Genomic DNA, 13,561 nt, shown 5'->3' on the forward strand with positions numbered 1-13,561 from the left:
GAACAATTGGCGGCTGAAATTTCAGCCGCCAAGCTTTATAATGCACCCATATGGGTATCTGCTGTATCTGAGCGGCTGCCGAAAGACAACATAGGTGTGAATGTGCAACAAAATCTCATTGTCCGTAATCTGGGCCTGATTGACTACGCTGTCACTTATGAGGCCATGCATGATTTCACCGCCGATCGCAACGACGACACTGTTGATGAGATCTGGCTGGTTGAGCATCTGCCTGTCTTTACTCAAGGCCAGGCCGGGAAAGCCGAGCATGTCTTGAATCCCGGTGAGATACCGATTTTTCAGAGCGACCGTGGCGGACAAGTCACCTATCACGGCCCCGGGCAGCAAATGATGTATCTGATGATCGATCTGCGCCGCCACAATCTGGGCGTTCGTGAACTGGTCACACAGATTGAAAGCACAGTCATCAACACACTATCCCGTTTTGGGGTAACCTCCAATGCCCGTCCGGATGCGCCTGGCGTATATGTTGACGGGAAAAAAATCTGCTCACTCGGTCTACGTATTCGTCGCGGCTGTTCTTTTCATGGCCTCGCCCTCAACGTCAACATGGATCTGTCGCCATTTCAGCGTATTAATCCCTGTGGCTATGCAGGCATGGAAATGACGCAGCTGGCTATGTTCAATGGCCCTACAGAACTGGCTGACGTGCAACCTGTACTTGTCGATGAGTTAGTGAAATTGCTCGATTATCAGAGCATAGAGTGGATAACGGAAAGCAATCAATCATGAGCAAACCGATCGTAATAGAACCTGGCGTCAAATACCGCGACGCCGAGAAAATGGCCCTGATTCCGGTACGTAATGTGGAACAGGAAGAAGCACCACGCGAAATGCTGCGCAAGCCGGAATGGATGAAAATCAAACTTCCGTCCGACACCCAGCGGATCCGGGACATCAAGGATGCGATGCGCAAAAACAACCTGCACTCGGTCTGTGAAGAAGCATCGTGTCCAAATCTTGCTGAGTGCTTCAGCCACGGTACGGCAACCTTCATGATTCTGGGTGCCATCTGTACTCGTCGCTGTCCATTCTGCGACGTTGCGCATGGCCGCCCGCTACCACCGAGTGCAGAAGAACCGGTTCATCTGGCACAAACCATTGCCGACATGAAACTGCGCTATGTTGTGGTGACATCTGTTGACCGGGACGACCTGCGTGACGGCGGTGCACAGCACTTTGCCGACTGTATCCGCGAAATTCGCGTGAAAAACCCGGATATCACAATCGAAACTCTGGTTCCGGACTTCCGTGGCCGGATGGATCGTGCGCTGGACATCCTGCGCGACAACCCGCCAGATGTGTTCAACCATAACCTGGAAACGGCGCCACGCCTGTACCGTAAAGCTCGTCCGGGTGCGAACTACCAATGGTCGCTGGATCTGCTGAAAAAGTTTGGCGAGATGCACCCGAACGTGCCGACCAAGTCCGGTCTGATGATGGGTCTGGGTGAAACCAAAGAAGAAATCGTTGAAGTTCTGAAAGATTTGCGGGCGCATGGCGTTACCATGTTGACACTGGGCCAGTATCTGGCACCTAGTCGTCATCACCTGCCGGTTGAACGCTACGTGCCGCCTTCTGAATTTGATGAGCTGAAAGAAATTGCACTGGAGCTAGGCTTTACCCATGCGGCCTGTGGTCCGTTTGTTCGTTCGTCTTACCATGCCGATCTGCAGGCGAAAGGCGAAGAAGTGAAGTAATTCTGAGCAGGCAGTACAGACTGCCTGTTTCATCGCCTCAGCCACCCGTTCTGAAGACATAAAAAACGCTTCATTCGAAGCGTTTTTTGTTTCCTCTGTTTTTCTGCGCAACCATCAACTCTGGTTTTCTTTATCAATCGCAGCAGCCAGCACAGGTGCAAAGCTTTGTAATGCTGCTTCAGTCACTGGTTTGCCGTCCTCATCCGTCACCGTAATCGATGTCCGGTTGCCCAAATCGCCAAGCTGCAGCTGATACTCACGATTATTCAACTGAAGCGGCTGAATACCCAGATCAATCCAGAACGGATCATCCGGCGCACGGAAAGTCACATCCACGGTGCCCTGAGAGCGATTTCGTCCATCAACGGTAAAGCCCAGCGTCTGCAACAGACCCGGCAAACGTTCCCAGAAGACATTGTAAGGTGCACGTGCAATGACCACAGGCAAACCACCGCGATCCTGACCCATGGTGATCGGAATTTGTTTCACCAGCTCCTGAGCCCGCAGGCGCGCTTTCTCACGCTCATACGCATCATACTTCGCCATGACCAGATTGGTCATCAGAATGCTGTAGCGCTCCTGATTCACGAGACTGACCGGCTTCTCTGCACCACCTTCACGCCAGTCCAGAAGCTTAATGGTATACAAGTACTGGCCGTTCTCCGCGGAGCGGCTGATTCGGTAGCGGCTGCTAATCTCTGTGTCTTCATCCTCGTTGTTCCAGTTCACCCAACTGGTTTCCAACATTTGAGGTGTATTCACATCAAAAGCGACCTGACGCTCCTGACCCAGACGTTTGGTCAGTGTCCAGAGCTCATCCAATTCTGCAGCATTCACCAATTGCAAGCTGACCGTACCATCGGTGTTATTGACCGTTCTGGCACCAGGGATCAACGCCAGGACCTGCTGCGGCGGACGGATATCAACAGCTTTGCCAATCGAGCCCGGATACTCCTTGGGGGGAATAGCATACTCATTGGAAACCGTTGCAACGCTCTCGCTGGGGCTGTTCCAACTGCCCAAGGCCGCAGTTTCCAAATAATTAAAGTCCTGATTTGCCTGACGTCGGCGCTCCGCGCCTCCTGAACAACCAGCCAGTGCAGCAACCATGACAGCCGTAACTGCCAGCTTGTAATTTACATTCATGTAGCGCTCTTACGTTCCTATGCGGTGGCCAGTGAAGGCAGCAGTTTCGCATCTTTCAACGCTTGCAGCACAACAGGTTCAGCCTCTTTGCTCAACGGCGTCAGTGGCAGACGCAGCGTGGCATGCTGGATCAGTCCCAATTTGTGCGCTGCCCATTTCACTGGAATGGGATTCGACTCAACAAACAGGTTTTTGTGCAGTGGCATCAACCGGTCATCAATGGCTTTCGCTGCATCCAGCTCGCCATCTAATGCCAGTTTGAACATGGTTGCCATCTCCTGAGCCGCAATATTCGCTGTCACAGAGATCACACCGTGACCACCAAGAGCAACAAATTCTAAACCGCTTGCATCATCACCGCTGAATTGGAGGAAATCTTCACCACAAAGTTCCCGGGTTTTTTCCACACGAGACAAATCACCCGTCGCATCTTTAATGCCGATGATATTGTCCAGCTTCGACAGACGTGCCACAGTTTCCGGCTGCATATCGACAGACGTACGACCCGGTACGTTATAGAGAATTTGCGGTAGATCAGTCGCTTCAGAAATTGCTTTGAAATGCTGGTACAAACCTTCCTGAGTCGGCTTGTTGTAATAAGGCGTGACAGTCAGACAAGCGGCAACACCCGTACCCGAGAAAAGTTTGCTGAAAGTGATCGCTTCATGGGTGGCATTTGCGCCTGTGCCGGCAATAATAGGAATGCGGCCCTGAGCAAAATCGACAGTTTTCAAAACCACCTTGACGTGCTCTTCAACCGTCAGCGTGGCGGACTCACCTGTTGTTCCAACAGCAACCAGCGCATCTGTGCCTGCTGCAATATGATATTCAACCAAGGATTTCAGGCTGGCGTAATCTACCTCACCGACTTCATCCAAGGGCGTAACTAGCGCTACCATGCTACCAGTAAACATGTCGATCTCCCTTTTTTATTGATTTCTCATGGTACTTTTCAGTGGCCGTAAACACAAGCGACGAGAATGTAAAATAGCTGTCATACCTGAGCAGAATATACCCGGTTTTTCTAAGGCTGTGATCCCTTGTCAAAAGTCGATAAAACCAATCATTTATGTCGCTCACAGCGTATTCCATAACAAAATACACAATTGCTCACCATATTGTGATTTGCCCTTGTTACGACATGGCCGGGAATAAGTTGGCTGTGCTACCATGCAATCATGTACGTCATCAATGTGAAACTGTATGGAACACTACCTCGTTATTACCGCGATAGGCACGGATCGGCCGGGCATCACCGATGAAATTACCCGGCATATTTCCCAGAGTGGCTGCAATATCGAAGACAGCAGACTGGCCATTTTCGGCAGCGAGTTTACCTTTATTCTGCTCCTGTCCGGTACAGCATCTGCTATTTCCCGGGTCGAGGCGACGTTGCCTCTGCAAGCCCAGCAACTTGATTTGCTGACGATGATGAAGCGGACCACCCGGCATGAGCACCGTTTTTATCCTTATACAGCTGAGTTTCATATTGAGGGCACTGATGCACCGGGACTGATTGAAAAATTCACTCATTTCTGTGCAACCCGCCAGATAGATATCTCGGCCCTGAGTGCGCATTCTCAGGAAGATGAAAACCACGGTGAAGACGATCAACTCACGCTTCAACTGAGCACCAACCTGCCCGAAGGTTGTAACCTGATGTCTTTACAGGAAGAATTTGAAGCCTTATGCCAGGACCTAGACGTCCTTGGCACTGTGACATTTACCGGACATAACCCCAAAGAGAAAATAGAAAGGTAAGGAACAAGACATGCAAACCTTGACTGCAGGAACACCCGCACCTGATTTCACCCTCCTGAATCAAGAGGGCGAACCTGTCAGCCTGAACGATTTCAAAGGAAAAAAGGTTCTGGCTTATTTTTATCCGAAAGCCATGACACCGGGCTGCACCGTTCAGGCTTGCGGCCTGCGCGACAGCAAAGCAGAACTGGATGCCCTGAATGTCGTCGTGCTGGGGATCAGCATTGATCCGGTGAAACGCCTGCCGAAGTTCATCGAACGAGACAACCTGAACTTTACCCTGCTTTCAGATGAAGACCACGCCGTCGCCGAGCAGTTTGGCGTCTGGGGTGAGAAGAAGTTTATGGGCAAAGTGTACGATGGCCTGCACCGGATCAGCTTTCTGATCAACGAAGAGGGGATGATTGAGCATGTCTTCAACAAATTCAAAACCAAAGATCACCACGACGTGGTTCTGAACTATCTCAACGAAAATCAGTAATCAGACTCATGCACTTCCCGTCAGGCCGCACCTGCGGTCTGATGGATGAGCGCCTGCCACACCACAATGTTCTACTGCTGACGTGGAACAGATTTGTATCTCAAAACAATTGCAATCCCGCCCAGAATGGCAGCAGATGCCATCATTAACCGGAACGAGACCGCTTCCGACAAAAAGAATACCCCACCCAGAGCTGCCAGCACAGGCACACTTAACTGAATCGTTGCCGCGGTCATCGCCGTCAGTGATGGCAGCACCTGATACCAGATGGCATAGCCAATCCCGGAAGCAATCGCACCAGATAGCACAGCATATAGGATGCCAGCACCATCAAAACGCATGTCACCCGCCAGAAACCAGCACAACATTGCCAGTGGGACCGCCCGAAGGAAATTCCCGGAGGTCGTTTGCAGTGGGGTTGAGCTGCCCTTGCCCAGCAGGGTATAAAATCCCCATGAAACACCGGCAATCACCATCAGGATGGCGCCATCCCAGGCGGGTGCAGAGACGCCGGGCAGCAACAAAACAACCAAGCCACCGAGTGCAAGCGCAAACCCCGCCAGTTGCACTGGTGTTAATCGCTCACCCCGGCACCATCCTGCCGTCATCAGGGTGATTTGAACGGCAGCAAAGAGTAACAATGCGCCAGTGGCAGCAGTCAGACTCTCGTAAGCAAATGAAAAGCCAGCAGCATAGATAAACAATGCTGCAGCCGATGGCCAGTGACCGGTGCGGGTGATGAATCGAGGGTTGATTCCGGATTGCATGGATAGAATCAGCCACAGAAACAATGCGCCTGAAGCGATTCGAAGAAGGGTAAAACTGGCCGGGTCGATTTGCGTTTCGGATAAGGCGACCCGGTTCAGCAGCGAGTTCGCGGCAAAGAACAGCATGGCCAGAGAGGTCAGCAGCAACACCTTCAGGGATGTATTCATCCTCACCTCTCTGCCCAGCATCAGTTAAGGCGTATCCTCAAGATGATCTGTGGCCGGCAACGCATGCCAGACGGCCTTCACCAGTGTCGCAAGCGGGATAGCAAAAAAGACGCCCCAGAACCCCCACAATCCGCCGAAGACCAGCACGGAGACAATGATGGCCACCGGATGCAGGTTCACCGCTTCCGAGAACAGCACAGGCACAAGCACATTACCATCCAGCGCCTGAATGATGCCGTAAGCCACCAGCAGCCACCAGAAATCCGGGGTCAGCCCCCACTGAAACAGTCCGACCATGGCAACTGGCACAGTCACAGCCGCGGCGCCGATGTAAGGGATCAGCACCGAGAAACCAACCAGCACCGCCAGCAGCAACGAGTACCGCAAATCAAGCAGCGCAAAAGTAATATAGCTGGCAATCCCGACGATGATGATTTCAGTCACTTTACCTCGAATATAGTTGGAGATCTGCTCATTCATCTCTGCGCCAACTTTACTGGCAAGACGGCGATTTCTCGGCAACAGACGGCCAAGCGTCGCCATCATTTCCTCTTTGTCTTTCAGCAGGAAGAACACCAGCAACGGCACCAGGATCAGATAAACGGCCAGCGTCGCCAGACTCAGCAGCGAAGCCACAGACCCCTTCAGCGCGGTTTCGCCCATACCCAGCACTTTTTCGCGCAGGCTGTTCATCACTGTGGTGATCTGCTCTGGCTGAACCAGTTCCGGATAACGCTCCGGCAGGCTTGAGACATAACGCTGCAGGTCATTGAACATGCTAGGCACATCAGACAACAGGTTCGTAACCTGATGCCAGATCACCGGGATCAGGCCGAACACCGCCATCACCATCAGCCCGGAAAACAGCAGCAGTACCAGAGTGACAGCAAGGGTTCGGGGCACCCGGAGCCGTGTCAGGTACATCACCGGCCATTCCAGCAGGTAAGCCAGCACAATGGCTGCAAGCAGGGGTGCAATCAGGTTGCCGAAAAAGTAAATGGTGATGAAACCCACCAAGAGGATCGCCACCAAACTGACCGCGTGCGGGTCAGAAAATCTGCGCTGATACCAGCGACTTATCATTTCCAGCATAAATGCGTCACAACCTTTTAGTTACGGTAATCACAAATAACCGTGAATTATCTGTCTGAACAAGCACGTCATAGCCCTGATTCAGCAGATAGCGGGGTATATCCTGTCGGGCGCCGGCATCACAGATTCGGATCTCCAGAGACTGCCCAGACGCCAGTTCACGACACTCCCTTTTGGCCAGCAAAAGCGCCATCGGACAACGGGTTTGGGTTAAATCCAGAGCAGGTATTTCCATTCTTATGCACAGGCGGTTATTATCCAACAGGTTATTGTAAATAACATGATGACGACAAGAAAGAAACAGCGCAGAACTTTTGTTGTCATATCAGGTGTGACACCGACAGATGCAGCCTTCTTTTTGCTGCAATCGAGATTACAACGACACGGAATAAAGGCGACCACCATTTCTATGCTTCGATTTGTCAAAAAGCCAGTTTGTTTGCTGCTCTGTGCTTTGCTGAGCACCCCGACGATGTCCTGGGCCGATGCCTCGCTGGAAGATCTGCCTGAAATCGGCACGACTGCAGCTGCTACGCTGACCATCGAAAAAGAGTTGGAATACGGCGATGCGTACATGCGGATGCTGCGCGCCAGTAAACCCATCATCAATGACCCGCTGTTGTCTGAATATGTTCAGAACCTGGGCCATCAATTAGTGGCCAATGCACAGGATGTCCGCACGCCGTTCGAGTTTTTTCTGATCCAGAACCGCGAAGTCAACGCATTCGCATTCTTTGGCGGACATGTCGCACTACATTCCGGACTCTTCCTCCATGCGCAGAGCGAAAGTGAACTGGCCTCCGTGGTCGCGCACGAAATTGCGCACATCACGCAGCGCCATCTGGCCCGGAGCATGGAAGATCAGGCGAAGAAATCTCCGGCAACCATGGCCGCACTCATCGGATCGCTGATGCTGGCCATTGCATCCCCTGAAGCTGGCATTGCGGCGATTCAAGCCACCACAGCCGCTTCAGTGCAAGGGCAAATCAATTACACCCGCAGTAACGAAATGGAAGCGGATCGGATCGGGATTGCAACACTGGCAAAATCCGGTTTCGATGTTCAGGCCATGCCAACTTTCTTTGGTCGTCTGGCCGATCAGTACCGCTATGCCAGCAAGCCGCCAGCCATGCTGCTGACACACCCCCTCCCCGAATCCCGGATTTCCGATACCCGAAGTCGTGCGGCACAATATCCGCCGCGCCGGGTGCCAATCTCTGAAACCTACTTGCTGGCACAGGCTCGCATCATTGCGCGATACGCCAATTTAGACAGTCGCAATGCCATGGACTGGTTGAACCGGAAAGGTAAAAATGCCAGCGGTGCGGAAAAAATGGCCGTCGATTACGGGAAAGCACTGGTTCTGATGGACAGCGGAAAATACGACGAAGCATCCGCTTTACTGACGCCTCTCCTGTCGGCAGAACCGGGCAATCGCTTTTTTATTGATTCGGCAACCGATCTGGATCTGTTCCAGAAACGCTATGACACTGCCATCAACCGATTACAGCAAGCGCTCAAGTCAAACTCGGCCAATGCCGTGCTCAGACTGAATCTGGCCCATGCTTTTCTGGAAGCTGGCCGGGCTCAGGACGGCCTGTCTATCCTGAGTCGTTACAGCTACGACAACCCCAATGATGTGAATGGCTGGAGCATGATGGCTGAGGCCTATGCCACCATCGGACGACGCGACGGCGAGCTGGCTGCCCGTGCCGAACTCATGGCACTGCGTGGCGACTGGGAAAAAGCGATTCAGAACTACATTCAGGCCAGCCAGATGGTCAAAGTCGGCTCGCTGGATCAGGCCCGATATGATGCCCGGATCGATCAGCTGCGGTTGGCGCGAGCCCGTTTTGCGGATTTATAAACCGCACGCGCCGCGTAAAACGGAGCCAGCTAACACTCTCACAGGAATTGCTTTTTCTGTCTTCCAACTGTCCACTACAATATCAGACATTTAGCCCGTCGCTTCCGGCGGGCATGATGATTCCGATCCGCTCAGGAGAACTTTATGCCAATTACGATTTATCACAATCCACGCTGCTCAAAAAGCCGCGAAACGCTGAACCTGCTCGAAAACCAGGGCATTGCTCCGGAAGTCATTCAATATCTGAGCGACACACCAACGGCTGCTCAGCTGGCTGAATTACAACGGAAACTCGGGTTTGACTCTGCCCGTCAGATGATGCGGACCAAAGAAGACCTCTATCAATCCCTGAACCTGGGCGATGCGTCTGTTTCTGAACAGGATCTGCTGGATGCCATGGCAGCCAACCCGAAACTGATTGAGCGCCCGATTGTTGTCAATGGCGACAAAGCCGCACTGGGCCGCCCTCCCGAGCAAGTACTGGATATTCTGTAATGCATCAGATTCTGGTGCTTTATTACAGCCGTCATGGCAGTACCCGCCAGCTCGCCCGCCAGATCGCCCGGGGGATTGCTCAGATCCCCGGCTGTGAAGCAGTGCTCAGAACCGTGCCGGACATTGACGACCATGCCCAGCTGATGTCCCAGCCTTCCGGCGACCCTTTCGTCACACAATCAGATCTGGAACATTGCGCGGGTCTGGCGCTTGGCAGCCCGGTTCGGTTCGGCAACATGGCTGCCCCGCTGAAGCATTTTATCGACAGTACCAGCGCGCAGTGGTTATCAGGTACCCTGATTGGAAAACCCGCCTGTGTCTTTACCGCCTCCTCTTCCATGCATGGTGGTCAGGAAACGACACTGCAATCGATGATGCTGCCGTTATTGCATCATGGCATGCTGGTGCTGGGGCTGCCTTATTCTGAACCCTTGCTGCACACCACCCAGTCTGGCGGAACGCCCTACGGCGCTTCACATCTGAATCAGAATGATGGCCTGACGCAGGAAGAAGCCACACTGGCACAGGCACTGGGCAAAAGACTGGCGCAAACTGCCAGACTGCTTCATCCCTAAGTGATGCACTGTGCACTGCCACAGTAAAAGGAAACAATCATGAAACCAATGAGCCAGACCACGCAGAATCTGCGCTATTTTGCCCTGACCGCCAACCTGTCCCTGCTGCTTTGGGTCGTGCTGTGGCAAAGTGTGATTTCTCCGCACCCACACCTGAACAACTATGTGGTTGCGGGGATGTGGAGTTTGCCTTTACTGCTGCCTTTAAAAGGCATGCTGGCAGGAAAACCCTATACCCACGCCTGGGCGAACTTCATCCTGATGTTCTATTTTCTGCATGCACTGACATTGCTTTGGACCGATGGCGGGGAACGCTGGCTGGCGCTGGTTGAACTGGGCCTGACGACCGCAGCCTTCTTCGGCAATATTTTATTTGCCAGAGCCAGAGGGCGCGAGTTGGGCAATCAACTGAAAAAGCTGTCCCAGGTTGAGCGTGAAGAGCGTGAAGCTCACGGTGACAAGTAATACCAACCGCAGTCAATCACTGGTCATCCTAGCTTGTTCAAATGCTTGATCACTGACTGACTTTGATTGGTCTAAGCATCGGTGACAAAAAACCCGGCATGGCCGGGTTTTTTATGACTTTCGTTTATGAATTCGGATGCCAGACATACTGACTGATGCCAGATGCTGCCGATTCCCGAGTCGCACTGACATCCAGCTGAGGCAGTGGCTGAGACGCTGAACCTTCCCGGGAGGTCGGGGTAATGATCCCTTCCGTGACGGGTTGAGCGGCGGACGCTTCTTGCGGCATTTCACGAACCAGGGCTGAAACAGACTGCGCCCTCAGTCGCGGTTCCATCTCCAGCTCACGGGCAAATGCCTGTTCGTTGCTCAGTAGCTTAATGGCAAAGCGAACCCGGTCTCCCTGCAAATGGGTGGCATCAACATCTGCCACAGAGCTCATCGCTTGCAGCAATTTTTCCAGCTGGAAAAAATCTTCAACATGACGGACATTGGCAACCTCAATCGCAAACCCGCCTTCCGTCGCACCGCCCAGCTGTACCGCATAACGCGCAGCCAGTTCATCTGCAAGGGTATTCATCATTCCCTGAATCGCATCCTGACCCTGGCTGCGTCCTTCAATCGGCGCTGCATTACCTTCTAACATCTCGGCCGGAGTATTCGGGAATAATTGCCAGTTCACCTGGCTTTTCGCACCCCTGCCGCTCACGCGGGCAATCAGAATCGCTTCCGGTTGATACCGTGCACTGGCCTGAGCCACAGGCTGAGCGAACCCGCCCCACAGATCCGGTACGCTGATTGCGGTGACATCTTCAAAATCGCCAATCGGCAGCAACACAGGCAGACCCCGCATTGCTGCGAACTGATTCAAATTGCTCTGTAGCTGATTGCCAGACTGATCCCAGACAATATTCCGATCACGTCCCTGATCTTCCACCAGCCAGACCAGTATAGTCGGACGTTGTTCCGACCAGAACGTCGCGTTCGCCTGTGTCAGCAAATCCCGGACTTTTCCGCGGTCAAAGCTAACCGCCAGTGCAGGTTGCCCGTTGACCGTACTTTGTCCCAATTGGCTGACATAAGCACTGTTATTGTCCAGTGCTTTCTGAATCACCTCATTCCCGGCGATATCACTCTGGCCAGACACTTTGATCAGCACCTGCTGCAAAGCAGTTGCCCGGGCGGCACGTTCCGTCTGAGTATCGGTATCCGGCAGCAACACCTCTGCCTGATATAGGGTATTCACGGTTGCAGCCTGCAGCGGTAAGGTCACCAGTGCTACAACGAAAAAAGCAAAACGCCACATAAGTCACTCGTCGTTTTTTCTTGATCATTCACGGCTGTCAGACAACCGGATCATCATTTTTTATCCATCGAAGCCTCATCTTATCAGACGCGGGCTTAATTCTCGGGCCTTGCAGCCGCTGGAGCTAATATACCTCAGGCATCCGCAAATAACGTAAATTGTCATAAAAAAATCCTAAAAACGGGCAGCAGTTGGCGTTCCGCTGTGCATCCAATGATACGCATGATCGGATTCAGCCCGTTGTGTTATCCACGATTAATAAAAAACAAGATGCATAAAGTCGGACATCCGGGATGCGCCGCAGTCAAATCACCTCATTCAGTAACAAGATTATCAAATTAATGTCCGGGATCACTGGGGAATCGTTTGCGCTTGTGCTAGCATTGCGCGATTTTTTTATACCGAGGGAGAATTGTGACAATGATGCAGATCTTACAAGGGGTCCAGATGCTGTTTGTGGCATTTGGTGCGTTAGTCCTGGTACCACTGTTAACCGGGCTTGATCCCAATGTTGCCTTGTTCGGCGCCGGTCTCGGCACTTTACTCTTTCAAATCATCACCAAACGCAGCGTTCCCATTTTTCTTGCCTCTTCTTTCGCGTTTATTGCTCCCATCCTTTACGGTGTTCAAACTTGGGGAATCCCCTCAACTCTCGGTGGCCTGATGATGGCCGGGATCGTCTATCTGATGATGGCTGCCGTGATTAAGGTCCGGGGCGTCGGCATCATTCACAAACTCTTGCCGCCTGTCGTGGTTGGCCCGGTCATTATGGTCATCGGTTTAGGTCTGGCTCCGGCGGCCGTCAACATGGCTCTGGGAAAAAGCGGTGATGGCGCGATTCAGATTGTGGACGGCGATCCGGCTTTATGGATTGCAGGGTTCTCCCTGCTGGTCACGATTGTGGTCAGTGTGTTTGCCAAAGGGATCTTTAAGCTGGTGCCGATCATGGCAGGGATTCTTGCCGGTTATGGCGTCAGCCTGTTCTTTGGTGTGGTGGACTTTACACCTGTCCAGCAAGCCAGCTGGTTCGCAGTTCCCAACTTCACGCTGCCTGAGTTCAACATCAACGCCGTTCTGTTCATGATCCCGGTAGCGATTGCCCCTGCTGTTGAACATGTGGGCGATATGCTGGCGATTTCGAACGTCACGAACAAAGATTATCTGAAAAAACCTGGCCTGCACCGCACCATGGCCGGAGACGGTGTCGCAACCATCGCCGCTTCCATGGTTGGCGCACCACCCAATACCACCTACTCCGAAGTGACGGGCGCCGTGATGCTGACCAAAGCATTCAATCCGGCCATCATGATCTGGAGTGCTGTGACTGCCATCGTGCTGGCTTTCGTTGGGAAACTGGGCGCAATTCTGCAAACCATTCCGGTGCCCGTGATGGGCGGGATCATGATTCTGCTGTTTGGCTCAATTGCGACCGTCGGGCTCAATACGCTGATCAAAAATCAGGTGGACCTGCACAAATCACGCAATCTGGTGATTGTCGCGGTCACGCTGGTATTCGGAATTGGTGGTATGGCATTTGGCATTGGCGAGTTCAGCCTGCAGGGTGTCAGCCTGTGCGGTATCATCGCTATCGTACTGAACCTGGTTCTGCCAAAAGATCTGGGTGAGAGCAACATTGTCGACAACGCCCAAATGGAATCAGACAATCATTAAGAGACGTGCCTTCAGCCGCGATTGACGTCGCGGCATTCAAACATAA

Annotated in this window: 15 protein-coding genes; 9 read left to right on the forward strand and 6 right to left on the reverse strand. The window is 52.7% G+C overall.

What is annotated here, in order from left to right; all coding sequences use genetic code 11:
• The first annotated feature begins 102 nt into the window (after positions 1 to 102).
• Together lipB and lipA are read left to right on the forward strand one after the other, a co-directional pair.
• Entirely contained in the window at positions 103 to 753 is a 651-nt protein-coding gene (gene lipB, locus Q4579_RS19700; RefSeq protein ID WP_303566492.1) for a lipoyl(octanoyl) transferase LipB, read from the forward strand.
• A complete protein-coding gene (gene lipA, locus Q4579_RS19705) occupies positions 750 to 1,721 on the forward strand; it encodes a lipoyl synthase (RefSeq protein ID WP_303566461.1) in 972 nt (323 codons plus the stop codon). The genes lipB and lipA overlap by 4 nt, the downstream gene beginning before the upstream one ends.
• Positions 1,722 to 1,835: 114 nt before the next feature.
• Here the strand turns inward: lipA and bamC are convergent, their stop codons facing one another.
• Entirely contained in the window at positions 1,836 to 2,867 is a 1,032-nt protein-coding gene (gene bamC, locus Q4579_RS19710) for an outer membrane protein assembly factor BamC (protein WP_303566463.1), read from the reverse strand.
• Between the two features lie 17 nt (positions 2,868 to 2,884).
• Complete coding sequence (gene dapA / locus Q4579_RS19715) at positions 2,885 to 3,781, reverse strand: 4-hydroxy-tetrahydrodipicolinate synthase (protein WP_303566464.1); 897 nt, start codon at positions 3,779 to 3,781, stop codon at positions 2,885 to 2,887.
• 289 nt (positions 3,782 to 4,070) lie between these two features.
• Between dapA and Q4579_RS19720 the strand changes: the two genes are divergently transcribed.
• The gene (locus Q4579_RS19720; protein ID WP_211646078.1) at positions 4,071 to 4,628 is read left to right on the forward strand and encodes a glycine cleavage system protein R; all 558 of its coding nucleotides are present in this window, start codon (positions 4,071 to 4,073) and stop codon (positions 4,626 to 4,628) included.
• 10 nt (positions 4,629 to 4,638) lie between these two features.
• A complete protein-coding gene (gene bcp, locus Q4579_RS19725) occupies positions 4,639 to 5,109 on the forward strand; it encodes a thioredoxin-dependent thiol peroxidase (RefSeq protein ID WP_303566465.1) in 471 nt (156 codons plus the stop codon).
• 71 nt (positions 5,110 to 5,180) lie between these two features.
• Here the strand turns inward: bcp and Q4579_RS19730 are convergent, their stop codons facing one another.
• From Q4579_RS19730 to Q4579_RS19740, 3 genes are read right to left on the reverse strand one after another with little or no spacing between them, the layout of a single operon-like run.
• Positions 5,181 to 6,044 (reverse strand): DMT family transporter, encoded by an 864-nt coding sequence (locus Q4579_RS19730; protein WP_303566467.1) that lies wholly within the window; start codon positions 6,042 to 6,044, stop codon positions 5,181 to 5,183.
• Between the two features lie 24 nt (positions 6,045 to 6,068).
• Positions 6,069 to 7,136, reverse strand: a complete 1,068-nt coding sequence (locus Q4579_RS19735) for an AI-2E family transporter (protein WP_303566468.1) — start codon at positions 7,134 to 7,136, stop codon at positions 6,069 to 6,071.
• A 7-nt stretch (positions 7,137 to 7,143) separates the two neighbouring features.
• Positions 7,144 to 7,371 carry a sulfurtransferase TusA family protein gene (locus Q4579_RS19740; RefSeq protein ID WP_303566470.1) on the reverse strand — a complete coding sequence of 76 codons (228 nt, stop codon included), beginning with the start codon at positions 7,369 to 7,371 and terminating at the stop codon, positions 7,144 to 7,146.
• A gap of 174 nt (positions 7,372 to 7,545) precedes the next feature.
• Here Q4579_RS19740 and Q4579_RS19745 point away from each other — a divergent pair, with 174 nt between their 5' ends.
• From Q4579_RS19745 to Q4579_RS19760, 4 genes are all read left to right on the forward strand, one after another.
• On the forward strand, positions 7,546 to 9,003 hold the full coding sequence (locus Q4579_RS19745) for a M48 family metallopeptidase (protein WP_303566471.1): 1,458 nt from the start codon (positions 7,546 to 7,548) through the stop codon (positions 9,001 to 9,003).
• Between the two features lie 144 nt (positions 9,004 to 9,147).
• Positions 9,148 to 9,498 carry an arsenate reductase (glutaredoxin) gene (arsC, locus tag Q4579_RS19750; protein ID WP_303566473.1) on the forward strand — a complete coding sequence of 117 codons (351 nt, stop codon included), beginning with the start codon at positions 9,148 to 9,150 and terminating at the stop codon, positions 9,496 to 9,498.
• A complete protein-coding gene (gene wrbA, locus Q4579_RS19755; protein WP_303566474.1) occupies positions 9,498 to 10,073 on the forward strand; it encodes an NAD(P)H:quinone oxidoreductase in 576 nt (191 codons plus the stop codon). The genes arsC and wrbA overlap by 1 nt, the downstream gene beginning before the upstream one ends.
• 39 nt (positions 10,074 to 10,112) lie before the next feature.
• Entirely contained in the window at positions 10,113 to 10,538 is a 426-nt protein-coding gene (locus Q4579_RS19760; RefSeq protein ID WP_303566475.1) for a DUF2069 domain-containing protein, read from the forward strand.
• A gap of 124 nt (positions 10,539 to 10,662) precedes the next feature.
• On the opposite strand, the gene Q4579_RS19765 is transcribed toward Q4579_RS19760, so the two are convergent.
• The gene (locus Q4579_RS19765; RefSeq protein ID WP_303566476.1) at positions 10,663 to 11,844 is read right to left on the reverse strand and encodes a DUF2066 domain-containing protein; all 1,182 of its coding nucleotides are present in this window, start codon (positions 11,842 to 11,844) and stop codon (positions 10,663 to 10,665) included.
• A gap of 420 nt (positions 11,845 to 12,264) precedes the next feature.
• Here Q4579_RS19765 and Q4579_RS19770 point away from each other — a divergent pair, with 420 nt between their 5' ends.
• Positions 12,265 to 13,515, forward strand: coding sequence for a uracil-xanthine permease family protein (locus Q4579_RS19770; RefSeq protein ID WP_303566477.1), 1,251 nt, complete (start codon positions 12,265 to 12,267; stop codon positions 13,513 to 13,515).
• Positions 13,516 to 13,561: the final 46 nt, after the last annotated feature.

Origin of the sequence: Photobacterium sp. 1_MG-2023 (assembly GCF_030547945.1) — a bacterium.
Taxonomy (GTDB): domain Bacteria; phylum Pseudomonadota; class Gammaproteobacteria; order Enterobacterales; family Vibrionaceae; genus Photobacterium.